General features: G+C 48.9%; 26 protein-coding genes and 2 pseudogenes. 26 read left to right on the top strand and 2 right to left on the bottom strand.

The window, feature by feature from the left end; translation table 11 throughout:
• Nucleotides 1–11 precede the first annotated feature (11 nt).
• The 15 genes from MUU47_RS17970 to MUU47_RS17905 are packed head-to-tail and all read left to right on the top strand — an operon-like array spanning nucleotide 12 to nucleotide 9,644.
• Nucleotides 12–191 (top strand): hypothetical protein, encoded by a 180-nt coding sequence (locus MUU47_RS17970; protein WP_258989526.1) that lies wholly within the window; start codon nucleotides 12–14, stop codon nucleotides 189–191.
• Complete coding sequence (locus tag MUU47_RS17965; protein WP_258989525.1) at nucleotides 191–1,420, top strand: phage portal protein; 1,230 nt, start codon at nucleotides 191–193, stop codon at nucleotides 1,418–1,420. The genes MUU47_RS17970 and MUU47_RS17965 overlap by 1 nt, the downstream gene beginning before the upstream one ends.
• Nucleotides 1,407–2,060, top strand: a complete 654-nt coding sequence (locus MUU47_RS17960) for an HK97 family phage prohead protease (RefSeq protein WP_258989524.1) — start codon at nucleotides 1,407–1,409, stop codon at nucleotides 2,058–2,060. The genes MUU47_RS17965 and MUU47_RS17960 overlap by 14 nt, the downstream gene beginning before the upstream one ends.
• A gap of 14 nt (nucleotides 2,061–2,074) precedes the next feature.
• A complete protein-coding gene (locus MUU47_RS17955) occupies nucleotides 2,075–3,289 on the top strand; it encodes a phage major capsid protein (RefSeq protein WP_258989523.1) in 1,215 nt (404 codons plus the stop codon).
• A gap of 42 nt (nucleotides 3,290–3,331) precedes the next feature.
• Nucleotides 3,332–3,601 carry a hypothetical protein gene (locus MUU47_RS17950; RefSeq protein ID WP_374684760.1) on the top strand — a complete coding sequence of 90 codons (270 nt, stop codon included), beginning with the start codon at nucleotides 3,332–3,334 and terminating at the stop codon, nucleotides 3,599–3,601.
• 33 nt (nucleotides 3,602–3,634) lie between these two features.
• Complete coding sequence (locus tag MUU47_RS17945; protein ID WP_258989521.1) at nucleotides 3,635–3,958, top strand: head-tail connector protein; 324 nt, start codon at nucleotides 3,635–3,637, stop codon at nucleotides 3,956–3,958.
• A complete protein-coding gene (locus MUU47_RS17940) occupies nucleotides 3,955–4,368 on the top strand; it encodes a phage head closure protein (RefSeq protein WP_258989520.1) in 414 nt (137 codons plus the stop codon). Before MUU47_RS17945 ends, MUU47_RS17940 begins: the two co-directional genes overlap by 4 nt.
• A complete protein-coding gene (locus MUU47_RS17935; protein ID WP_258989518.1) occupies nucleotides 4,343–4,846 on the top strand; it encodes a hypothetical protein in 504 nt (167 codons plus the stop codon). Before MUU47_RS17940 ends, MUU47_RS17935 begins: the two co-directional genes overlap by 26 nt.
• Nucleotides 4,846–5,406 carry a phage tail terminator protein gene (locus tag MUU47_RS17930; protein WP_258989517.1) on the top strand — a complete coding sequence of 187 codons (561 nt, stop codon included), beginning with the start codon at nucleotides 4,846–4,848 and terminating at the stop codon, nucleotides 5,404–5,406. The genes MUU47_RS17935 and MUU47_RS17930 overlap by 1 nt, the downstream gene beginning before the upstream one ends.
• Before the next feature lie 8 nt (nucleotides 5,407–5,414).
• The gene (locus MUU47_RS17925; protein WP_258989516.1) at nucleotides 5,415–5,597 is read left to right on the top strand and encodes a DUF2635 domain-containing protein; all 183 of its coding nucleotides are present in this window, start codon (nucleotides 5,415–5,417) and stop codon (nucleotides 5,595–5,597) included.
• Nucleotides 5,594–7,087, top strand: coding sequence for a phage tail sheath subtilisin-like domain-containing protein (locus MUU47_RS17920; protein WP_258989515.1), 1,494 nt, complete (start codon nucleotides 5,594–5,596; stop codon nucleotides 7,085–7,087). The genes MUU47_RS17925 and MUU47_RS17920 overlap by 4 nt, the downstream gene beginning before the upstream one ends.
• Nucleotides 7,087–7,443 (top strand): phage tail tube protein, encoded by a 357-nt coding sequence (locus tag MUU47_RS17915; protein WP_258989513.1) that lies wholly within the window; start codon nucleotides 7,087–7,089, stop codon nucleotides 7,441–7,443. Before MUU47_RS17920 ends, MUU47_RS17915 begins: the two co-directional genes overlap by 1 nt.
• Nucleotides 7,443–7,712, top strand: a complete 270-nt coding sequence (locus tag MUU47_RS17910) for a phage tail assembly protein (protein ID WP_258989512.1) — start codon at nucleotides 7,443–7,445, stop codon at nucleotides 7,710–7,712. The genes MUU47_RS17915 and MUU47_RS17910 overlap by 1 nt, the downstream gene beginning before the upstream one ends.
• A complete protein-coding gene (locus MUU47_RS23420) occupies nucleotides 7,679–7,861 on the top strand; it encodes a hypothetical protein (RefSeq protein ID WP_309578275.1) in 183 nt (60 codons plus the stop codon). The genes MUU47_RS17910 and MUU47_RS23420 overlap by 34 nt, the downstream gene beginning before the upstream one ends.
• Complete coding sequence (locus MUU47_RS17905; protein WP_258989511.1) at nucleotides 7,854–9,644, top strand: phage tail tape measure protein; 1,791 nt, start codon at nucleotides 7,854–7,856, stop codon at nucleotides 9,642–9,644. Before MUU47_RS23420 ends, MUU47_RS17905 begins: the two co-directional genes overlap by 8 nt.
• A gap of 13 nt (nucleotides 9,645–9,657) precedes the next feature.
• On the opposite strand, the gene MUU47_RS17900 is transcribed toward MUU47_RS17905, so the two are convergent.
• Nucleotides 9,658–10,110: an OB-fold protein gene (locus MUU47_RS17900; protein ID WP_258989509.1), complete on the bottom strand. Its 453-nt coding sequence runs from the start codon at nucleotides 10,108–10,110 to the stop codon at nucleotides 9,658–9,660.
• Nucleotides 10,111–10,237: 127 nt separating this feature from the next.
• Between MUU47_RS17900 and MUU47_RS17895 the strand changes: the two genes are divergently transcribed.
• The 8 genes from MUU47_RS17895 to MUU47_RS17860 are packed head-to-tail and all read left to right on the top strand — an operon-like array spanning nucleotide 10,238 to nucleotide 16,379.
• Nucleotides 10,238–11,542: a DNA circularization protein gene (locus tag MUU47_RS17895; RefSeq protein ID WP_258989508.1), complete on the top strand. Its 1,305-nt coding sequence runs from the start codon at nucleotides 10,238–10,240 to the stop codon at nucleotides 11,540–11,542.
• Nucleotides 11,539–12,618 carry a phage baseplate assembly protein gene (locus MUU47_RS17890; protein WP_258989507.1) on the top strand — a complete coding sequence of 360 codons (1,080 nt, stop codon included), beginning with the start codon at nucleotides 11,539–11,541 and terminating at the stop codon, nucleotides 12,616–12,618. Before MUU47_RS17895 ends, MUU47_RS17890 begins: the two co-directional genes overlap by 4 nt.
• Complete coding sequence (locus tag MUU47_RS17885; RefSeq protein ID WP_258989505.1) at nucleotides 12,618–13,160, top strand: phage baseplate assembly protein V; 543 nt, start codon at nucleotides 12,618–12,620, stop codon at nucleotides 13,158–13,160. The genes MUU47_RS17890 and MUU47_RS17885 overlap by 1 nt, the downstream gene beginning before the upstream one ends.
• Nucleotides 13,160–13,585 (top strand): phage GP46 family protein, encoded by a 426-nt coding sequence (locus MUU47_RS17880; protein WP_258989503.1) that lies wholly within the window; start codon nucleotides 13,160–13,162, stop codon nucleotides 13,583–13,585. Before MUU47_RS17885 ends, MUU47_RS17880 begins: the two co-directional genes overlap by 1 nt.
• The gene (locus MUU47_RS17875) at nucleotides 13,572–14,630 is read left to right on the top strand and encodes a baseplate J/gp47 family protein (protein ID WP_258989502.1); all 1,059 of its coding nucleotides are present in this window, start codon (nucleotides 13,572–13,574) and stop codon (nucleotides 14,628–14,630) included. Before MUU47_RS17880 ends, MUU47_RS17875 begins: the two co-directional genes overlap by 14 nt.
• Nucleotides 14,621–15,202: a YmfQ family protein gene (locus tag MUU47_RS17870; protein ID WP_258989501.1), complete on the top strand. Its 582-nt coding sequence runs from the start codon at nucleotides 14,621–14,623 to the stop codon at nucleotides 15,200–15,202. Before MUU47_RS17875 ends, MUU47_RS17870 begins: the two co-directional genes overlap by 10 nt.
• An 11-nt stretch (nucleotides 15,203–15,213) precedes the next feature.
• The gene (locus tag MUU47_RS17865; protein ID WP_258989500.1) at nucleotides 15,214–16,185 is read left to right on the top strand and encodes a glycine-rich domain-containing protein; all 972 of its coding nucleotides are present in this window, start codon (nucleotides 15,214–15,216) and stop codon (nucleotides 16,183–16,185) included.
• Nucleotides 16,185–16,379: a hypothetical protein gene (locus MUU47_RS17860; RefSeq protein WP_258989499.1), complete on the top strand. Its 195-nt coding sequence runs from the start codon at nucleotides 16,185–16,187 to the stop codon at nucleotides 16,377–16,379. Before MUU47_RS17865 ends, MUU47_RS17860 begins: the two co-directional genes overlap by 1 nt.
• 69 nt (nucleotides 16,380–16,448) lie before the next feature.
• Here the strand turns inward: MUU47_RS17860 and MUU47_RS17855 are convergent, their stop codons facing one another.
• Nucleotides 16,449–17,528, bottom strand: coding sequence for an acyltransferase family protein (locus MUU47_RS17855; RefSeq protein ID WP_258989498.1), 1,080 nt, complete (start codon nucleotides 17,526–17,528; stop codon nucleotides 16,449–16,451).
• A 194-nt stretch (nucleotides 17,529–17,722) separates the two neighbouring features.
• Between MUU47_RS17855 and MUU47_RS17850 the strand changes: the two are divergent.
• The 3 genes and pseudogenes from MUU47_RS17850 to MUU47_RS17840 form a co-directional block, all read left to right on the top strand.
• Nucleotides 17,723–17,953: pseudogene (locus MUU47_RS17850) on the top strand (helix-turn-helix domain-containing protein); the annotation flags it as partial.
• Between the two features lie 230 nt (nucleotides 17,954–18,183).
• Nucleotides 18,184–18,363 (top strand): annotated as a pseudogene (locus tag MUU47_RS17845) (isocitrate/isopropylmalate family dehydrogenase); the annotation flags it as partial.
• A 377-nt stretch (nucleotides 18,364–18,740) separates the two neighbouring features.
• A complete protein-coding gene (locus MUU47_RS17840) occupies nucleotides 18,741–20,138 on the top strand; it encodes a hypothetical protein (protein WP_258989497.1) in 1,398 nt (465 codons plus the stop codon).
• Nucleotides 20,139–20,186: the final 48 nt, after the last annotated feature.

Below are 20,186 nucleotides of genomic sequence, written 5' to 3'. Positions count from 1 at the left end.
CCGAGGCGTTTATGATCCTGACGATACTCACTCCGCTGATAGGAGTGCTGGGGGCGCTTTTGCTTTCATTTGGGGCATGGATGATTTATCCCCCCGCTGGCTATATTTCTGGTGGTTTGCTGTGCCTGTCATGGTCCTGGCTGATGGCAAAATTCTTGTCAACTTCGCTGAACAGCACCGGGGGTGACTGATGTTCTTCCGTGGGATGTTCACTAAAAGCGATCAACCAGTGACCACGCCAGCAGAACTGGCGCAGGATATTGGGCTGACCTATGACACCTATACTGGCAAGCGCGTAAGCAGCCAACGGGCGATGCGGCTCACTGCCGTTTTTTCCTGCGTCAGGGTGCTGGCCGAATCCATCGGCATGCTGCCTTGCAGTCTGTTCCAGACCACTGATACGGGGAAAAAAAAGGCGACAGGAGAAAGGCTGTTCAAACTTCTGACCCTAAAACCCAATGGGTACATGACCCCGCAGGAATTCTGGGAGTTGGTAATCCTCAGCCTCTGCCTTAGAGGGAATTTCTACGCGTACAAAGTAAAAGCCTTTAATGAGGTCGTAGAGCTGTTACCGATCGACCCCGGATGTGTAGTACCAAAGCTCAACAGCAGTTGGGAACCGGTCTACCAGGTAACTTTTCCTGATGGCTCAACAGACGTACTCAGCCAGGACGATATCTGGCATGTTCGCATCATGACACTGGACGGGCTGGTGGGGCTGAATCCTATCGCTTATGCAAGGGAAGCCATTTCTCTTGGGTTAGCCACAGAAGAACATGGTGCCAGGCTTTTTGGCAATGGCGCTGTTACATCAGGGGTGCTGCGAACAGATAGCGAATTAAGCGATGCGGCATACGCACGCCTGAAAGCTGATTTTGAGGAAAAACATCAGGGGCTGGGAAATGCCCATCGACCCATGATCCTTGAAATGGGGCTGGACTGGAAATCAATGGCGTTGAACGCAGAAGACAGCCAGTTCCTCGAGACCCGTAAATTTCAGTTAGAGGAAATTTGCCGACTATTTCGTGTGCCAATGCACATGGTGCAGAACACCGACCGTGCAACATACAGCAATATCGAAGAGTTAGGGATGGGGTTTATAAACTACTCCCTTGTTCCCTACCTCACACGCATTGAACAGCGCATCAATATTGGCCTGATTAAAGATTCAAAACAGGGCGTTTATTACGCGAAATTTAACGTTGGCGCACTGTTGCGTGGCGATATGAAATCTCGATTTGATGCTTATGCAACAGCCATTAACTGGGGTATGTACTCACCAAATGATTGTCTTGAGCTGGAGGATCGCAACCCTCGTCCAGGTGGCGATGTTTACCTCACACCAATGAACATGACAACTAAACCATCCGATGGCAGTAAACAAGCCAAAACTGAGGAACATAAAAATGCCGATGACTAAGCAGCGGATGGATATACCGCTGAAACTGAAATCCGTCAGCGACAACGGTGAGTTTGAAGGTTATGGCTCTGTGTTTGGTGTTAAGGACAGCTACGACGATGTGGTTGTACCGGGCGCGTTCAGCAAGTCTCTGGAAACATGGCGTGAGAAGAAATCTCTTCCTGCAATGCTCTGGCAGCACCAGATGGATGAGCCGATCGGTATTTACACCGAGATGAAAGAGGATGACGTCGGACTGTTTGTGAAAGGACGTCTTCTCATTGATGACGATCCTCTCGCAAAGCGCGCCCACGCCCACATGAAGGCCGGTTCTTTAACCGGCCTTTCTATTGGCTACATGCTGAAGGACTGGGAGCACGACCGAACAAAAGAGGTGTTTCTTCTCAAAGAGATCGACCTGTGGGAGGTCAGCCCAGTTACGTTTCCGTCCAATGACGAGGCGAGAATCAGCGATGTGAAAAGCGCGTTTGCCCGTGGCGAACTGCCTTCACAGAAAAGTATTGAAAGAGTCCTGCGTGATGTTGGGCTCTCACGAACTCAGGCCAAAGCATTCATGGCCGGGGGATATAGCACACTGAATCTGCGCGACGCTGAGGATGTGGACTCTGCTTTGAATGCACTTAAAAACATCACATTTTAATCTGGAGTAAAAACATGGCAGTAGAAATTAAAGATGTAGAGCTGGTCGCGCAGGAACTGCAGGCGAAGTTTGAAGACTTCAAATCAAAAAACGATAAACGAATTGATGCGATCGAGCAGGAAAAGGGCGCGCTGGCGGGTCAGGTTGAAACACTGAACGGTAAACTGTCCGAATTGGAAAATCTGAAGTCCGATCTGGAAGCCGAGCTGGCTGCAACCAGACGGCCTGGCGGTGGTTCAAAGGGCAAATCAGTAACCGAGCACAAAGCAGCCTTTATGGACTTTGTCCGCAAGGGGAATGAAGATGGCCTGCGTGAACTGGAACAAAAAGCACTTCAAACTGGTGTGGATGCTGATGGTGGTTATGCTGTGCCGGAAGACCTGGATCGTAGTCTTCTGAATCTGTTGCATGATGAAGTCGTTATGCGTCAGGAAGCGACAGTTATCTCATTGAGCACGCCTGACTATCGCAAGGTGGTTAACACCGGTGGCGCAAAATCGGCCTGGGTGAGTGAAACACATGCGCGTAACGCGACAGATACCCCAACGCTGGCGCAGATTAAACCGTTCATGGGTGAGATTTATGCTAACCCACAGGCGACCCAAACGATGCTTGATGACTCATTCTTCGATGTTGAGTCGTGGATCAATAGCGAGCTGGCGTTAGGGTTCTCTGAGGCGGAAGAAATTGCCTTCACTACTGGTGACGGTAGTGATAAACCAAAGGGTTTTCTGGCCTATGCCTCAACCCTGGTTGATGACAAAACCCGTCCGTTCGGCACTCTGCAGCATATTCTCTCTGGTGCGGCCACTGGGCTCACAGCCGATGCGATCATCAAGTTGATTTACACGCTCCGTAAAGTACATCGCAACGGTGCCAAGTTCATGATGAACAACAATACGTTGTTTGCAGCTCGCATCCTGAAAGATAAAGAAGATAACTACCTGTGGCGTCCGGGTCTGGAGCTCGGTCAGCCGTCTATGCTGGTGGGCTACGGTATCGCTGAAAACGAACAAATGCCGGACATTGCCGCTGATGCCAAGGCCATCGCATTTGGTAACTTCAAGCGTGGCTATACGATTGTTGACCGCCTGGGCACTCGCGTACTGCGCGATCCCTACACCAACAAACCATTTGTTGGTTTCTATACCACCAAACGTACTGGCGGCATGCTGACAGATTCACAGGCTATCAAGATCATGCAGATTGGCGCACCTGTAGCCCCTTAACATCAAACGTAGGCGGGGTGGTACCCGCCTTCAGGAGTTGAAATGATCATCCTTTTAAAACCGCTTAAGTGGTCGCCAGATGGTTGCCGTATCGAAACTATTGACGCTGGTGAACATGAAGAACTCCCGGCTCGTGCAATTGAGATTGCAGGGCAAATCGGTATTCTGGGGGAAACCAAATCTGATGGTGAGGGGGATGTTCCGCCGGCACCAAATCCTGATGACGATCCACCTCCGCCCTCTGAATCCGATCCAGATAGTGAGTCTGGTTCTGTAGTGGATGAGAAGCCGCAGAAAAATGCAAAAAAATAACCCGCTCTGCGGGTTTTTTTATGGGTGACGCCAATGCTTATCACGTTAGAAGACATAAAGAGCCAGTTGCGTCTTGAAGCTGATTACAGTGAGGAGGACCAGTACCTCGCATTGATAGGCAAAGCGGCTGAATCTCGAATGTCAGAATACCTGAACCGAAATATCTACGTCGAAGGTACAACGATACCGCCCACGGACCCTGACGGGATGATTATTCCCGCATCTCTCCGCCTGGCCCTGTTACTCCTGGTCACTCATTTCTACGAGAACCGTTCAGCAGTCAGTGAAGTAGAAATGGTGGAGTTGCCAATGGCATTTACCTGGCTTGCGCGGCCGCACCGGATTTACCCGCAATGAAACTGCGGCAGGCGCAAACAAGCGCAACTTACCTGCTGCCAGATCCGGGTGAACTGGATAAGCGGGTGCAACTTCGGAAACGGGTTGATGTCCCCGCAACTGATTTCGGTACCGAGCCAGAATACCCGGTTTCATGCCCTGTCTGGGCAAAGATAGTTCAGACCAGTGCAACGACATACCAGGAAACGGCCCAGACTGACAACGTCATCACGCACTACATCACCATTCGCTGGCGTAGTGGCATCACCTCCGATTTTGAGGTAGTGCAGGGCGATCTAGTGCTCCGCGTTAAGCGGGCCAGGGACCTGAACAGTAAGCGTCGTTTTCTGCTTCTCGAGTGCACGGAGCTGGGCACCGAACCAGCCTCAATCGGAGGGAACGGTAATGGCAACTCCCTTTTTTCACGTTGATTTTCAGCAGCCAAAAGAGATGCGGTTCAATCGGGCGCGCGTCCGGCGGGCCTTTACCTACATCGGTCAGCGGCATATGCGTGATGCCCGCCGTCTGGTGATGCGCCGCGGGCGTTCCGAGCCAGGCGATAACCCCGGCTATCAAAGCGGCCGTCTGGCAAAGTCCATCGGTTATATGGTGCCTAAAGCCAGCAAGAGCCGACCCGGCTTTATGACTCGTATCGCGCCGAACCAGCGCAACGGGCAGGGCAACAGGCTGATCACCGGCGACTTCTACCCGGCGTATCTGTTTTACGGTGTGCGCGGTGGTGCCAAACGTCGCCGCAGCCATCATCGTGGTGCTTCAGGCGGTAGCGGCTGGCGTATGGCACCGCGTAACAACTTCATGATCGAGACGCTGAAGAAAAACAGTCCGTGGACCCGATATTATCTGGCGCGAGAGCTGCGCCTCTCACTTAAACCGGAGAAACGGCGCTGATGAAACTGACGCCCATAATCGCTACGCTTCGCGCCCGATGCGCGATTTTTCAGAACCGTGTGGCCGGCGCTGCGCAGTTTAAAGATCTCCCTGACGTTGGGAAGATGATCTTGCCCGCCGCTTATGTTGTGCCGGGTGATGACTCTCCGGGTGAGCAGAAAAGCCTGACGGATTACTGGCAAACAATACGCGAAGGTTTCTCCGTCATCGTGTTTGTCAGCAACAGTCGGGATGAGCGAGGGCAGTTTGCATCCTTCGATGTGGTGGATGAGGTTCGTCAGTCGCTTTTCAAAGCGCTGCTTGGCTGGAATCCGGAAGAGCGCGGAAACCCCATCACCTATGACGGCGGCACGCTGCTGGATGTAAATCGTCACGAGCTGAGTTATCAGTTCGACTTCGTTGTTGAGTCTGAAATCACTGAAGATGATACCCGGCAGCAGGACGATTTGAACGAGCTGGATGAGTTCAAAACTCTCTCCATCGATGTTGATTTTATTGACCCAGGCAATGGGCCTGACGGCAACATCGAGCATCACACGGAATTCACTCTCCCCACCTGAGGAAAAACATGTTTGTGAAACCAAAAGACGGGCGGTCAGTTCATGACCCCGCCCGCGGTGACCTTTTGCCTGCAGAAGGGCGAAACGTTGACGAAAGCCAGTACTGGTACCGTCGGGAAATCGACGGAGATATTGAAATTGTTCAGCCATCGAAAGACGCTGATACGGATAAGAAGGCGAGCGCTAAATGACAGTCTCCATGAATAACATCCCGTCCGATCTGCGCGTTCCGCTGTTCTACGCCGAAATGGACAACAGCGCAGCAAATACCGCGCAGACCAGCGCGCCATCCTTGCTGATTGGCCACGTTAATACCGGTGCCAGTATTGCTACAAACCAACTGGTATTCATGCCGTCAAAAGATTATGCAATTCAACAGTGCGGAGCGGGTAGTCAGCTGGCGCGCATGGTTGAGGCATACCGCCTGACAGACCCATTTGGTGAACTCTGGGTTGTCGCCGTCCCTGATACCGGCGCAGCCGCAACGTTTACGCTGACTGTCACTGGCGCGGCCACTGAGTCCGGTGTTGTTAGTCTGTACATTGGGCGCCGCCGTATCCAGGCCAACGTAACCAGTGGAGATGATGTCACGGCCATTGCCTCGGCTATCGCTGCGGCAATTACTGCTGACGGGCAGACGCCATTTACCGCCGCTGCAGCTGCTGGCGTTGTCACCCTCACTTCCCGCCATAAAGGCACCTGGGCAAATGACATTCCGGTCACTCTGAATTACTACGGCTTCAGCGGTGGTGAAGTTCTGCCTGCTGGGGTACTTATTGCTATCGTAGCGGGTACTGCAGGCTCGGGCGCTCCGGTACTGACAGGTGCTATTTCGGCGATGGGCGATGAGCCGTTCGACTATATTGGCCACCCGTTCAACGACACTGCGTCCATGAACACCTTCACGCTGGAAATGAACGATTCCAGCGGTCGCTGGAGCTGGTTACGTCAGATTTATGGCCACATTTACACGGCCAAAATTGCCGCGGTGAGTGATCTGATCACCGTAGGCGAGATGTTCAACGACCCGCATGTGACGCTGGCAGGCTATGAAAAAACGGTGCAGGCCTGTCCTGACGAGCTGGCAGCCAGCCGAACTGCCCGTGCTGCGGTGTTCCTGCGAATTGACCCGGCGCGCCCGACGCAAACGGGCGAGCTGACGGGGATGTTGCCGCCACCGACCGGTAAACGTTTTATCCGTACTGAGCAGCAATCGTTGCTGACTCACGGTATCGCCACAGCGTATGCAGAAGGCGGTGTGTTGCGTACTCAACGCGATATCACCACCTACAAAAAGAACGCCTACGGTGTAGCGGATAACAGCTACTTGGACAGCGAAACGCTACATACCAGCGCGTATGTGCTTCGCCGCCTGAAATCGGTTATTACCAGCAAGTATGGCCGCCATAAACTGGCCAACGATGGCACCCGCTTTGGCCCCGGCCAGGCGATCGTTACCCCTGCAGTAATCAAAGGGGAGCTGTTGGCAACATATCGTCAGATGGAGCGTGAAGGCATCGTTGAAAACTACGATTTGTTCAAGAAATACCTGATCGTTGAACGTGATGCTAATAACCCGACTCGCATCAACGTTCTGTACCCACCTGACTACGTTAACCAGCTGCGTGTGTTCGCGCTGCTTAACCAGTTCCGCCTGCAGTATCAAGAGGAGATCGCGTAATGGGTAAGATTGCGGGTACTTGTTACATCAAGCTCGACGGGCTTCAAATCTCGGCCACTGGTGGGATTGAAGTTCCGATGAATACGAAGGTCCGGGATGATGTTCTGGGCCTTGACGGTAGCGTGGACTTTAAGGAAACACACCGCGCTCCTTATACGAAATTGACTGCGAAAGTACCGAAAGATTTCCCGGTTAGCAAAATTGTCGATTCAACAGAAATGACAATTACATCTGAGCTGGCAAACGGCCAGGTTTACGTCCTTTCCAGCGCCTGGTTACACGGTGAAGCTAACCATAACCCGGAAGAAGGCACAGTCGATCTTGAGTTCCACGGTGAAGAAGGAGATTACCAGTAATGAAAGAACTTGAACTGGGCCACCCGGTTACAGCGCATGGCGAAACACTCAGTGTTCTGGAGTTCAATGAGCCGACGGGTAAAGACGTTCGTGAACTGGGTTATCCCTATCAGATGAACCAGGATGAGTCGATCAAACTCCAGGCGCACATCATTGCGAAATACATTGTCAGGCTGGCTAATGTGCCTCTAAGCACTGTTGATCAGATGTCTCCCGGCGATCTGAATTCTGCAGGCTGGTTAATTGCCGGTTTTTTCCTGCAGGGCTGACAGCGGATTACCTCACTGATCGCTATTTCGACTGCGCCAGCTACTGGCGCATTAACCCTTTTGAACTGCTGAATATGCCTATCAGTGAGATCCCTTTACTGGTTAGCCAGGCAAACAGAATAGAGCAGGAGAAGCGTCGTAATGGCTGAGTTTGAATTAAAAGCACTAATCACCGGCGTGGATAAACTCTCTCCTGCGCTTTCGCGAATGCAGAAAAACATTCGTGGCTTTAAACGGCAGGCAGAAGAGGCATCAAAGGGAGGGCTTGCCCTTGCTGGTGGACTGGCTGCAGGGCTGACAGTCTCGCTTAAAGCCTACGCAGATCAGGAAAATGCGGCAACTGGTCTTAAAGTGGCTATGATGCAGGCCAATGGAGAGGTCGGCAATAGCTTTGAAAAAATCAACAAACTCGCCGTCGGTCTCGGTAATCAACTGCCTGGCACCACTGCTGACTTTCAGAACATGATGCAGATGTTGATTCGTCAGGGTATTCCAGCAGAAAACATCCTGGGAGGGGTGGGTAAAGCAACTGCTTATCTTGCTGTTCAGCTGAAAAAGACACCTGAAGCAGCAGCTGAATTTGCTGCGAAAATGCAGGATGCTACTGGCACCGCTTCAGATGACATGATGGGGTTGTTCGATACGATCCAGAAGGCATTTTATCTGGGGGTGGACGATACCAATATGTTGTCGTTCTTCACCAAGACGAGCTCAGTCCTGAAAATGGTGAACAAGGATGGGCTGAAAGCTGCACAGGGTCTGGCGCCTATCAGTGTCATGATGGATCAGATGGGTATGCAGGGAGAGTCAGCTGGTAACGCCCTTCGAAAAGTGATTCAGTCAGGCCTCGATGTTAAGAAAGTCAACGGCGTGAATAAGGTGCTTGAACGCCAAAAACTCGGGGTAAACCTTGATTTTACTGATGGGAAAGGCAGCTTCGGCGGCATTGATAAAATGTTCTCGCAACTGGCTAAGCTCAGGAAGTTAACTGATGTAAAACGAACCGGGGTGTTAAAAGCTCTGTTTGGTGATGATGCGGAAACACTTCAGGTAGTGAACGCCCTGATAGACAAGGGCAAAGATGGTTATGACCAGGTTCAGCAGAAAATGAACCGACAGGCCAGTCTTAATAAACGCGTTGAAGCTCAACTCGGCACACTTGCTAACCTGTGGGAAGCCATGACAGGTACTGCAACCAATGGCCTGGCTGCCATAGGAAGTGCATTCTCCGGCGACACCAAAAACCTGACGGCCTGGCTTGGTGATTTAGGTGAGAAATTTACGACTTTTGCTGACCAAAATCCGAGGGTTATTCGCAGTGTTGTGGGCTTGGTTGCAGGTCTGGCAACACTGAAGCTGGGGATTATGGGGGTCGGACAGGCCATGACGATTGCCAGCAGGATTGCCTCAATGACTCCTCTAGGTATGATCCTGACAGGCATTGCGCTGGCCGCTGGTCTGATCATTTCAAACTGGGATATCATTGGGCCTTATTTCAAAAAGCTTTGGGATACTGTTGGACCCTATTTCGAGACAGGCTGGGAGTTGATAAAAACAGTCTTCGGATGGTCACCTTTAGGCATGGTCATCAACAACTGGGGACCAATTGTGAAGTGGTTCCAGGATATGTGGGAAAAGTTGAAACCCATAATTGAATGGTTTTCTGATGGTGCGAGCGATACGGTTGCAGCTGCGAATGCAGCTCAATGGGGGGCTGGCGGGTACGGTGCTTATGGTACCGGAGTAGCAAGCTCTGGCTATAACCCTTATCAGATTAAACAGGATGCGGCTTCTCAACCACAGGGCACTGTCACCGTTCAGTTTGAGAATGCCCCACCAGGCATGAAGGTTACTGATACACGTGCGTCAGGTATCGATGTAAACCACGATGTTGGATATACCCGAATAGGGAGAACGGGAATGGGAGGTTAAACCTCCCTAATCATTATTTGGCGAATACACAATCTCGACCAGAAGGTGAACCCATTACTCGTGACATTCTTTCGCAAATCACAGTAACTTGCTGGCCTTTTTTGAGCGCGATAGCTGTGGGTTTTTCCGAGTCCTTCATTTCCATCCGTGCTGGCATAAATTGATTGTCCGTTTGGAAACCAATAATGATTGAATCCGTGAAGTCTTTGTCGATTGACTCAACAACCCCTTTAACTGCGACGATCTTCCCTTTCATATTCTCGTCAGTTGCTACTTCATTTTCATCATATGCTTTAAATAGTTGACGCGCGGTGGTGCTGAACACTTCTTGCTGAGGTGCGGATTCTTGTGTTTCCGCCGTCGATGAAGATGTGCTGGTTGTTGATTTATCGTTTTTACTTGCGAAATACCCCAGAACCATAAAGCCGATAAAGATATAAAAAATCCATTTAATTAGTTTCTTCATGTTATCACCTGTTGGTTAATAGTTTTGCTGTAAATGCAGTGTGAAAGTCTCACCGCATTAATTTAAAGCATCACAACGCTAACGTCCTAGAAAAATACGTTTAAAACTTGAAAATCAAGGTGGCTATATGGCGTGGAAAGACAGACTTCAACCCGCGTCGTTCCGCGGTGTGCCATTTAAGGTTGATGACGAATCTGCACCTGTTGGCCGTAGGGTTGAAACACACGAATACCCTAACCGAGATAAATCCTACACCGAAGATCTGGGCAAGGTAACGTTCCGCCCGAATATTACTGCTTATGTCATTGGCGATGATTGCTTTGATCAGCGCGACAGACTGATTGAGGCACTGAACAAGCCTGGTCCTGGGACGCTGATTCACCCGACATATGGCGAGTTAAATGTTTGTGTTAATGGCGAGATAAACGTCAGCACCACGAGCAGTGAAGGTCGAATGGTTCGACTCGATCTGCTATTCGTTGAGGCCGGCGAACTTGAATACCCAACGGCAGGCGCAGCAACAGCCAATACGCTGGTATCTTCCTGCTCTGCATTAGATGACTGCATCAGCGATAACTTTGACAAATTTGGTATGGAAGGCATGCCTGACTTTGTCCAGAACGGTGTGGTTGACGATGCAAGCGGGATGCTGGGATTTGTCTCTAACAAAATGGCGCTGGTGGACTCTGGTATTTCTTCAGCAGCGCGATTACTGCAGGGGGATGTTTCGGTCTTGCTCCCACCTCCATCGTCGGGGAAAGGCTTCGTTGATCAGCTGCAGTCAATGTGGCGATCGGGTAATCGGCTATCTGGTAATGCAAGTGATCTGTACACCATGATTAAGCACTTTTCAGGCATCTCACTGGGTAGCGATCTTGCTCCTCGTGGCGTCTGGAAAACTGACAGCAAAACGACACAACACCAGAAACAGCAAAGCAACTATGTCTCCAGCGCAGTCCGTACCACGGCGTTAAGTGAAGCGGCTTATGCCGTCACAACGCTTCCTGCAGCAACCACTGTCAGCCGTGAACAGTCGTCACAGCAGGCAACCGGGTGGCCTTCTGTAAGCCATCCGGCGCTGACCAATGCCCCTGAAGAAACGGCTTCTGTTGATGTCCCAACCTGGGATGAGCTGGTGGATATCCGCGACACACTCAACATCGCGATTGATAAAGAAATGGCCAGAGCCACAGATGACCGCCTGTTTCTGGCGTTGAGACGCGTGAAGTCCGATCTCAACAGTGACATTAAAGCTCGCCTGTCACAGACAGAAAAAACGGTTGAACGCACACCGGATGAGGTTCTTCCGGCGCTGGTTCTGGCCGCAACCTGGTTTGATAACGCTGCCCGCGAGTCTGACATTGTCGGGCGCAATGCGGTCGCTCATCCTGGCTTTGTGCCTGTTTCACCTCTGAGGGTTCCGGTGCGATGAACGATGACGTGACTCTACGGGTTAATGGGCGTGAGTGGGGCGGCTGGACGGCAGTGCGCATTGGTGCGGGCATCGAGAGGCTGGCCAGAGATTTTAGTGTCGAAATCACCCGCGAATGGCCTGGCGGTGATGGTATGGGTTCACTTCAGCCACGGGTTAAAAATGGAGCCCGCGTTGAGGTTCTGATCAGTGATGACCTGGTGATCACCGGCTGGGTGGAAGCCACACCTGTACGCTACGATGCGCGGTCAATCAGCACCGGAATCAGCGGACGCAGCCTTACTGCTGATCTCATCGACTGTGCTGCTGAGCCTATACAGTTTAACGGTCAATCTCTGGTACAGGTAGCTGCTGCATTGGCTAAACCTTTTGGCATTGAGGTGGTGAATTCCGGCGCGCCATCATCTGTTATTCCCGGTGTTCAGCCAGATCATGGTGAAACCGTTATTGAAGTACTGAATAAGATGTTAGGTCAGCAGCAGGCGCTGGCCTATGACGATCCGAGAGGTCGCCTGGTTATTGGGGGGATCGGCTCGTCGCGGGCACACACCGCGTTAGTGTTGGGAAAAAATATCATCTCCTGTGATACTGAAAAAAGCATCAAAGAGCGATTTTCAACGTATCAGATTTCTGGCCAGCGAGCGGGTAATGATAATGACTTTGGTGCTGCAACTACCACGGCATTGCGGGCAAAAACCACCGATGCATCAATAGGGCGTTATCGTCCCATGGCCGTTCAGCAAACGGGTCAGGCTACCGGCGCAAGCTGTATTGCACGCGCAGAGTTTGAAGCCAGGCAGCGGGCCGCGCGTACCGATGAAACGACGTATGTCGTCTGGGGATGGAGGCAGGGTGATGGAACCCTGTGGCAGCCAAATCAGCGCGTCATAGTTTTTGATCCGGTTTGCGGCTTCAACAACCGTGAACTCCTCATCTCTGAAGTTTCATTCACAAAAGACAATAACGGCACGCTGACTGAATTACGTGTCGGGCCTCCAGATGCCTACCTTCCGGAACCGGAAGACCAAAAGGCGACAAAGGGGAAAAAGCGCAAAGTGAAGGAGGACCCGTTCTGATGGGTGCATTACAAAGCCTTCAAAGGCAGGTACTGGGGCTGATAGGTCGGGCGGTAGTGAAGAGTATCAACACGGCCAGTAAGTGTCAGATGGTTGATCTCGAATTACTGGCAGGACAGCAGAAGGCGGGCATCGAACACCTGGAGCCCTATGGATTTACATCCAACGCCAATGCCGGATCGGAAGCTGTGGTTCTCTTTCCTGATGGCGATCGCTCTCACGCTGTCGTGATTTCCGTTTCTGACCGCCGGTACCGTGTGAAAGGACTGAAAACGGGTGAAGTTGCTTTCTACGATGACCAGGGCCAGTCAGTCACACTGACGCGAAGCGGCATAGTGGTCGATGGCGGCGGGAAAATTATCACCTTCAAAAACGCCCCAAAAGCCCGCTTTGAAATGCCCATCGAATCGACAGGAGACATAACGGATCTTTGTGACTCAACAGGCCTGACGATGGCAGCAATGCGTGTTGCCTACAACGGGCACAAACATAACGAGAACGGCAACACCACTGATGTGCCTGATACGAAAATGGAGGCGTGATGGAACTCTGGCTTACGGTAAACGGAAAACAGGTTAGCGCGAGCGCACAGCTCGATCCTCTTACCCGCGCGGTGGTGATCTCCTGCTTCACCAACAAGCGTGCTGATCCTGATGACAACGCGGATGTGCCAATGGGTTGGTGGGGAGATACCTGGCCCGTCGTTGCGAACGATCGCTATGGTTCAAAGCTCTGGTTACTGCAGCGAAGCAAGCTGACGAATGCCCTGGTGAATACCGTACGTAATTACCTTCGTGATGCGCTCCAGTGGATGCAGGACGACGGAGTGGTGACGCGTATCGACATTGATGTACAGCGAACGGGTATCAATGAACTGGGGAACAAGATTGTTCTGTGGCGCCGGGATGGTCCGGTAACAATTTCTTTTAACGACCTGTGGAGCTTGATCACAAATGGCGGACAGTGAATTTCAGCGTCCTACGCTGGCCGAAAACATCAGCATGATACGCACTGATCTCTTCGCAATGTTGGATATTACCGATGAGCTCCGCCGACTGGATGAAGATGTGAGGGCAAAAGTTTACGCCGGGGCTCTGCATACGGTCTACGGCTACATCGACTATCTGGCTCGAAATATGTTGGCTGACCTGTGTGATGAGGACTGGTTATATCGACATGCACGAATGAAGCGCTGCCCGCGTAAAGATGCTGTGGCCGCGTCGGGGTTTATGCGCTGGGATGGTGTTGCCAACGGTCTGAAGGTAAGTGCCGGTGCAGTTATTCAGCGTGATGACCTTGTGCAATACACTGCACAGTCCGACGTGACAAGCGCAGGCGGTGTGCTTCGTATCCCGATCCTTTGCAGTGTTGTTGGCCTGGTCGGCAACATGGATGACGGCGAAGCCCTTTCACTGGTAACGCCCGTAAATGGGCTGCCATCAGGAGGCATGGCAGATACTATCGCTGGTGGCTTTGATATCGAGGAGCTTGAAACCTGGCGTGCTCGTGTACTGGAACGCTATTACTGGACGCCCCTCGGCGGCGGTGACGGTGATTACGTTGTCTGGGCAAAAGAAGTACCTGGTGTAACGCGTGCCTGGACCTACCGGCACTGGATGGGTACTGGAACGATTGGAGTGATGGTGGCCAGCAGCGATCTGCTCAATCCGATTTTGGATGATGCAACCGTCGCCGCAGCCCAGGCGCATATTGAACCACTGGCACCTGTTGCAGGTTCCGACCTCTATGTGTTCAAAGGCACGGAAAAAACAGTCAACTACACCATTGATCTCAACCCTGATTCACCAGAGACACGCGCAGCGGTGGAAGCTGAGCTGCGTTCATTTTTACTTCGGGATGGATATCCGGAAGGTGTGCTTGAGCTGTCGCGAACGAACGAAGCCATTTCAATTGCGGCGGGTGAGCACAGCCATAAGCTACTGTCACCGACAGCCGATACGACAATTGCCAAAAATGAACTGGCAGTACTGGGGGTAATCACGTGGGCGTAACGACTGATGATTATGTCCAGCTGCTTAGTGCGCTTTTGCCACCCGGGCCAGCCTGGTCCCCTGACGATGTTGCTATTAAAGGGGCTGCACCTTCTTTATTTCGGGTACATCAGCGCGGTGATGATCTCATGCTTGAGATTGACCCCCGTACCACTACAGAACTGATTGATCGGTGGGAGCGCTGTAGCGGTTTGCCAGATGAGTGTATTCCATCAGGGACGCAGACCTTACGGCAGCGACAGCAACGGCTGGACGCTAAGGTCAACCTTGCTGGTGGTATCAACGAAGATTTCTATCTTCGCCAACTGGAGGCGCTCGGCAAGCCTGGGGCGACCATCACCCGTTACAACAAAGGCCCATTCAAATGCACGTCGTCGTGTATTGATGCGACCTACTCAACTGAATGGCGTTATTACTGGCAGGTGAATATGCCTGCTTCAACAGATGCCACCTGGATGACCTGCGCCGATAACTGTGAAACCCCCATTCGTTACTGGGGCGACACGGTTGCTGAGTGCGTTATCAATAAACTTTGCCCTTCACATACCTATGTAATATTCAAATATCCGTAACCGGAGACTCTATGCATCGTATTGACACACCTACTGCGCAGAAGGACAAATTCGGCGCGGGGAAGAACGGTTTTACCCGTGGTAACCCACAAACAGGAACCCCAGCGACTGATCTGGATGATGATTATTTTGACATGTTGCAGGAAGAGCTGGCGGGGGTAGTTGAAGCTACTGGGGCCAGTCTAGATAAAGCAAAACATAACCAGCTACTGACTGCCCTGAAGGGGCTGCTTTTAAGCCGTGTGCACCCATTTGCCGATATCAAAGCGGATGGTGCAGCCGCTATTGCTGAAGCTCTCGCAAACCTCGGTTTGGGCGACGGCTCAGGACGCCTGGTTGGCATTAAGAGAATTACGACGTCAGGAACTTACACGCCAACCCCAGGAACAAACGCCGTTCTGGTTCATGCGGTAGGTGGCGGCGGCGGTGGGGGTGGATGTGCGGCAAATGCTGCTGGAAATGCATCGGTTGGGCAGGGAGGCGGGGCCGGAGCATACGGAGAATCCAGATATACCACTGGATTCTCCGGGGTAAGTGTTGTAATAGGTTCGGCAGGTAGCGCAGGCGCAGCAGGCCCATCAGGGGTAGGTGGATCTGGTGGCGACACGTCATTTGGTACTTTATTAGTTTGTCAGGGAGGTCCGGGAGGGAAACCAGGAGCCTCTCTCACTCCGCCATCGTTAGGAGAAAGTGCCACTCCAAATACATCCACTGTAACCGGAGCTAACATAGTGTCATTTTCAGGAGAGTCTGGAGCGAGCGGGTTTATTTTCTCATCCAATAATAATACAGGCATGGTGTCAGGTTGCGGGGGATCGGGCCGTTTTGGTAGTGGTGGATCCGGTTCATCCGTAATCGGTACAGTAAATGCCGCGTCAGGATATGGTGCAGGTGGAGGTGGCGCGATTAGTTCTAGTGCTGGTTCCGCTCAACCCGGAGCTGCTGGCTCTCAAGGTCTTGTTGTTATCTTGGAATATGCATAATGAATAAAATCTATGCTGTAATAGCAGATGGCTTAGTCACCAATACGATTATTTGGAATGGGAAAGATGAATTTAAACTTAATGAAGGTGAAGTATTAGCGGAAGTACCATCTCAAAGTGGCGAACTTCCTACTCCAAGTATTGGGTGGTTTTTTTTAAATGGAGAATTCGTTGATCCAGGGTATCACGAATAATATTTTTAAGTAAAAGCATGTCTTCATTGATGCAGCACCTAAAAAGGCTGCATCAATGAAATTAGCATTCTATTGCTCTGACCCAATACCCTCATCATCAGCGGAAAGCTTGGTGAGTTTTATATATAATGTCTTACCGAGGTGCATCGCTGGTTTCTCGATGTATTTCCATGATAGTAATGCTACGGAATACGTAAGTAAAGTCGGGGCTAATATTCCTATAACTGGCCCCAGCCCGTGATATCCTGATAAAATCTGCTGTAATGGGAATCCCCATAAATAAACACCATACGAAATGTCATTTTTAACTTTCAACCCCACAAACCAACGATAAGACGAAAGCCTTAATGAAAACAAACATGCTGCGGAACATATGAGTAACGCGAATAATGCTTCATGATTACGGAAGAATAAACTTAAGACAATCAATGCAAGTGCATGCCAGGTCGATGGCTTATATGATTCCTGATTTATAGCAATGATAGAGCCTAATGCAAAGCACGGCGCTAGCAGATAAATGGCATTGTTATCAGAAGATGCGAATAACAATCCTTTAAATGGACTTATCGGTTCAAATAATATGGCAAAGCAAATGATATTGGATAAAATCTTATATTTATATGCGCCAATGACGTAAAATAGTGCAAGGACTAGATAGCAATAAACTTCGTATCTTATTGTCCATATGGAACCATTAAACCCATGTGGATTGTCAAATCCGACTCCTGGAAGAAAGTATCTAGTATCAATTATGAGATTGTGAGATATATATTCGGCTAGAAGTGGTGAGGTAAAATATTCGCTAATAGGTAGTTTTGTTAACAATGGGCCAATAACTAAAGATGGTAAAAGGATTACGAAATATAGACCGGGTAATATTCTAAATGCTCTTGAGATTATGAAATGTAATAATGATCTATTCCTAATTAAGCTATTGGTTACTAATAGTCCGCTAATAAAAAAGAATACCTTCACCGCAAGGCCACCAGTAGTGACATACGTTAATAAAAGCTTTGTGGGATCAGTTATATTCCATGATGGATTAATGGCAAACGAATGATAAACAATAACAGCCGTTGCAGCTATTATTCTCAATAAATCAAAGTTATTATTTTTTCTTAGTAGTATATCTGATGTTGTTTTTTTCAAAATTCAGCCCATCTTTTATCAAGAAGCGTGATGCTGTAATGAGTTTAAGTAAATATTTTAACCTATTCTAGCGAGAAAAGGGAGCGAAAACCGGCAAAATCGGATACGGATGAGGTGCCAGTTTCGTTGTTCCCACACACATCATTAACACCGCATATGTTGGCGATCCTGATGAATGCCTGCGTTGTGATGGGGGAGCTTTGGCAGAAATGGAAAGGGAGCTGATTGTCGAACGCACCCGGGCTGGTTTAGCAGCTGCGCGCGCAGAAGGTCGAATCGGCGGCAGACGGCCAAAACTTTCTGAAGAGCAATGGGCGCAGGCTGGCAGATTGATCGCCTCTGGTGAATCACGTCAGCGCGTGGCAATGATTTATGATGTCGGGGTGTCTACGTTGTACAAGAAGTTTCCGGCGGGGGAGCGTTGAAATGCCGCAGTACGTCGTATGCAAGAACGTACTGCGGCAGGCAGGTAAACGTCAATAGTGCGAATGTTGAATGGTGACCGTTTTGATGAGAATCTAATGAAGAGAGCAAAATAATGGTTATCAAAACTCACTAATGAGTACGCAGAGATCAGGTACTTAGAAGGTTATCAATATTACATGCTTATCTGAATAAAATATCATTTTATCCTTTTTTTTCATTGTGTTGAAATCTCTCCCTGAAACTACTGCTCCGTCATATGGAATGGTTTGAAGCCGCAGACCTGATTGTTAAAGGCATGGAAGGCGCAATCGCTGCCAAGACCGTGACCTATGACTTCGAACGTCTGATGGAAGGCGCTAAGCTGCTGAAATGTTCAGAGTTTGGTGACGCGATCATCGACAATATGTAATTCGCATTTAGCGGTTACACAAAAACGGGAGCCTGATGGCTCCCGTTTTTTTATTAATAGCATTTGAATGGTTATAAAAATTATATCAAAACCCTCTATCTACAAGAAGTTATTCCGAGGGCTGCGATATAAAGCCCTATCCCATACGCCAGATCCTGTGTACTGCTCACACAAATTAGCGGCGGTTACTTTCTATGATTCAAAAGATTTTGCGATGCGGTCATCAAATGAATCCAGAAAGTGCAATAAATTGAAATGGATATGTTCAAAAAAATGACAGTTAACACTTTGACTGTGTTTTATTTGTATATTAGTTAAAGATTTTTTGTTTATGGTCGCTTTAACGAGGTAAGTATTAATTTTTTGTTGGAGCACACATGAATGGAAATGTAAGATTCATGCTAAATCTAAGGTATTTATTTTTAGCACTAAATAGTGATCGAAAACTGACTAGTGCCCTTGAGTTAAAAGAACTTTTAATAAACAATATCGAGCACTTACCTGATAGTGATACAACCATAGCGTTTATTGATTCTTTATTCGTCCTGTGCGAGGAATTTTCTTCTCCAGCAGTGGGTGTTTTTTATACATCTGCATGTGATTTTTATGAATACATAATGGATATAAATCCGAAGGATGTTTTTTTTATCGGAAAAGAAAGCGCATATGTGGATTTTACAGCGCGAATTAAGCACGCCAATTATAATATATCATTTTATAACTCCGATCATTTGATTGATCTTGAGATTCTTAATGAGAGTGTCTCGAATAGTCGATTTTCGATCCTGGCCTATGATTTTCATGGGAGTAAGGCTTTATTAAATAAAGGTTTGTGTAGGCCCTTTGCACATTTTTATTATGAAAAACCACAGGCGTATAAATGCAAAATATATGACGATTGGACGGTTTTTCTTCAATATCAATATAAACGACTCATGGAAGGAATGCATGATCAAGTGATCCTGGGTTCATCCTATTCATATCATACACTAACGGATGTAAATTCTGTAAACTCTCTAAGCTTTTCATTACCAGGATTGGATATTACTAGCGCAATGATGTTTTATAGCGAAAAAAATAAAATTCAATCAATGAATAACACTATTTTTTGTTTTGGTGTGTATGACTTTTTTAAAGAAATAAAAAAAGGGAATGCGCAAGTTTATGTTTATGCTTACAAGGCTGTGATGGCCTTCAGTAATGCTAAAAGTGTACATCCTGAATTAAGGTTAAGGTGTTCACCGGTATCCCATGATTTGGCAGCGTCAGTTGATTTGATTGTTGGCTCGCGTTATTTGTATTGCAATGATTCCGGGAGTGAGGGTGAATTAACTGATGAGCATGATATTTTATCCAGGTTGCAAGAGGGGATATACTATCCTGTGAGAGAACCAAAATGCGATGATAAATTATTAGGTGCTCAGGTGGTTTCCTTACATAATAAATATATAAAGTATGAAAATTCATTTGAATTGAATTGTGAATTAATAAATAAACTAAAGAAAAATGCTGATCGCTTATGTAAAAAAGTTTATTTTATAATCCCACCATTGCCGGAGTCTTATGTCGAAAACATAAGTGAATCCATGAAGAATAGAGTGTATGATTTTTTGAGTGAGCTAAAGTCTGAATTCTTTCATGTGCGTGATTATTCAATTGATCGAGATTTTTATTATTCGGATTTTTACGATGGGCATCATTTAAATGAGCATGGTGCAAAAAAATTACGAAATAAGCTTTACAATGAAAAAATATTAAATAGTGAAGTGTTATAAGCGATTGTGGTTCTACGTAAAAGTTGCAGTATAAAGCATTCGTTAGCA

The sequence above is a fragment of the Scandinavium hiltneri genome, from assembly GCF_024764835.1.
GTDB lineage: Bacteria > Pseudomonadota > Gammaproteobacteria > Enterobacterales > Enterobacteriaceae > Scandinavium > Scandinavium hiltneri.
This window is presented reverse-complemented; position numbering and strand designations above follow the sequence as displayed.

Excerpts from the sequence above, each read along its gene's own strand:
- MUU47_RS17970 (WP_258989526.1), top strand. The coding sequence starts at position 12 with ATGATCCTGACGATACTCACTCCGCTGATAGGAGTGCTGGGGGCGCTT.
- MUU47_RS17965 (WP_258989525.1), top strand. The coding sequence starts at position 191 with ATGTTCTTCCGTGGGATGTTCACTAAAAGCGATCAACCAGTGACCACG.
- MUU47_RS17960 (WP_258989524.1), top strand. The coding sequence starts at position 1,407 with ATGCCGATGACTAAGCAGCGGATGGATATACCGCTGAAACTGAAATCC.
- MUU47_RS17955 (WP_258989523.1), top strand. The coding sequence starts at position 2,075 with ATGGCAGTAGAAATTAAAGATGTAGAGCTGGTCGCGCAGGAACTGCAG.
- MUU47_RS17950 (WP_374684760.1), top strand. The coding sequence starts at position 3,332 with ATGATCATCCTTTTAAAACCGCTTAAGTGGTCGCCAGATGGTTGCCGT.
- MUU47_RS17945 (WP_258989521.1), top strand. The coding sequence starts at position 3,635 with ATGCTTATCACGTTAGAAGACATAAAGAGCCAGTTGCGTCTTGAAGCT.
- MUU47_RS17940 (WP_258989520.1), top strand. The coding sequence starts at position 3,955 with ATGAAACTGCGGCAGGCGCAAACAAGCGCAACTTACCTGCTGCCAGAT.
- MUU47_RS17935 (WP_258989518.1), top strand. The coding sequence starts at position 4,343 with ATGGCAACTCCCTTTTTTCACGTTGATTTTCAGCAGCCAAAAGAGATG.
- MUU47_RS17930 (WP_258989517.1), top strand. The coding sequence starts at position 4,846 with ATGAAACTGACGCCCATAATCGCTACGCTTCGCGCCCGATGCGCGATT.
- MUU47_RS17925 (WP_258989516.1), top strand. The coding sequence starts at position 5,415 with ATGTTTGTGAAACCAAAAGACGGGCGGTCAGTTCATGACCCCGCCCGC.
- MUU47_RS17920 (WP_258989515.1), top strand. The coding sequence starts at position 5,594 with ATGACAGTCTCCATGAATAACATCCCGTCCGATCTGCGCGTTCCGCTG.
- MUU47_RS17915 (WP_258989513.1), top strand. The coding sequence starts at position 7,087 with ATGGGTAAGATTGCGGGTACTTGTTACATCAAGCTCGACGGGCTTCAA.
- MUU47_RS17910 (WP_258989512.1), top strand. The coding sequence starts at position 7,443 with ATGAAAGAACTTGAACTGGGCCACCCGGTTACAGCGCATGGCGAAACA.
- MUU47_RS17905 (WP_258989511.1), top strand. The coding sequence starts at position 7,854 with ATGGCTGAGTTTGAATTAAAAGCACTAATCACCGGCGTGGATAAACTC.
- MUU47_RS17900 (WP_258989509.1), bottom strand. The coding sequence starts at position 10,110 with ATGAAGAAACTAATTAAATGGATTTTTTATATCTTTATCGGCTTTATG.
- MUU47_RS17895 (WP_258989508.1), top strand. The coding sequence starts at position 10,238 with ATGGCGTGGAAAGACAGACTTCAACCCGCGTCGTTCCGCGGTGTGCCA.
- MUU47_RS17890 (WP_258989507.1), top strand. The coding sequence starts at position 11,539 with ATGAACGATGACGTGACTCTACGGGTTAATGGGCGTGAGTGGGGCGGC.
- MUU47_RS17885 (WP_258989505.1), top strand. The coding sequence starts at position 12,618 with ATGGGTGCATTACAAAGCCTTCAAAGGCAGGTACTGGGGCTGATAGGT.
- MUU47_RS17880 (WP_258989503.1), top strand. The coding sequence starts at position 13,160 with ATGGAACTCTGGCTTACGGTAAACGGAAAACAGGTTAGCGCGAGCGCA.
- MUU47_RS17875 (WP_258989502.1), top strand. The coding sequence starts at position 13,572 with ATGGCGGACAGTGAATTTCAGCGTCCTACGCTGGCCGAAAACATCAGC.
- MUU47_RS17865 (WP_258989500.1), top strand. The coding sequence starts at position 15,214 with ATGCATCGTATTGACACACCTACTGCGCAGAAGGACAAATTCGGCGCG.
- MUU47_RS17860 (WP_258989499.1), top strand. The coding sequence starts at position 16,185 with ATGAATAAAATCTATGCTGTAATAGCAGATGGCTTAGTCACCAATACG.
- MUU47_RS17840 (WP_258989497.1), top strand. The coding sequence starts at position 18,741 with ATGAATGGAAATGTAAGATTCATGCTAAATCTAAGGTATTTATTTTTA.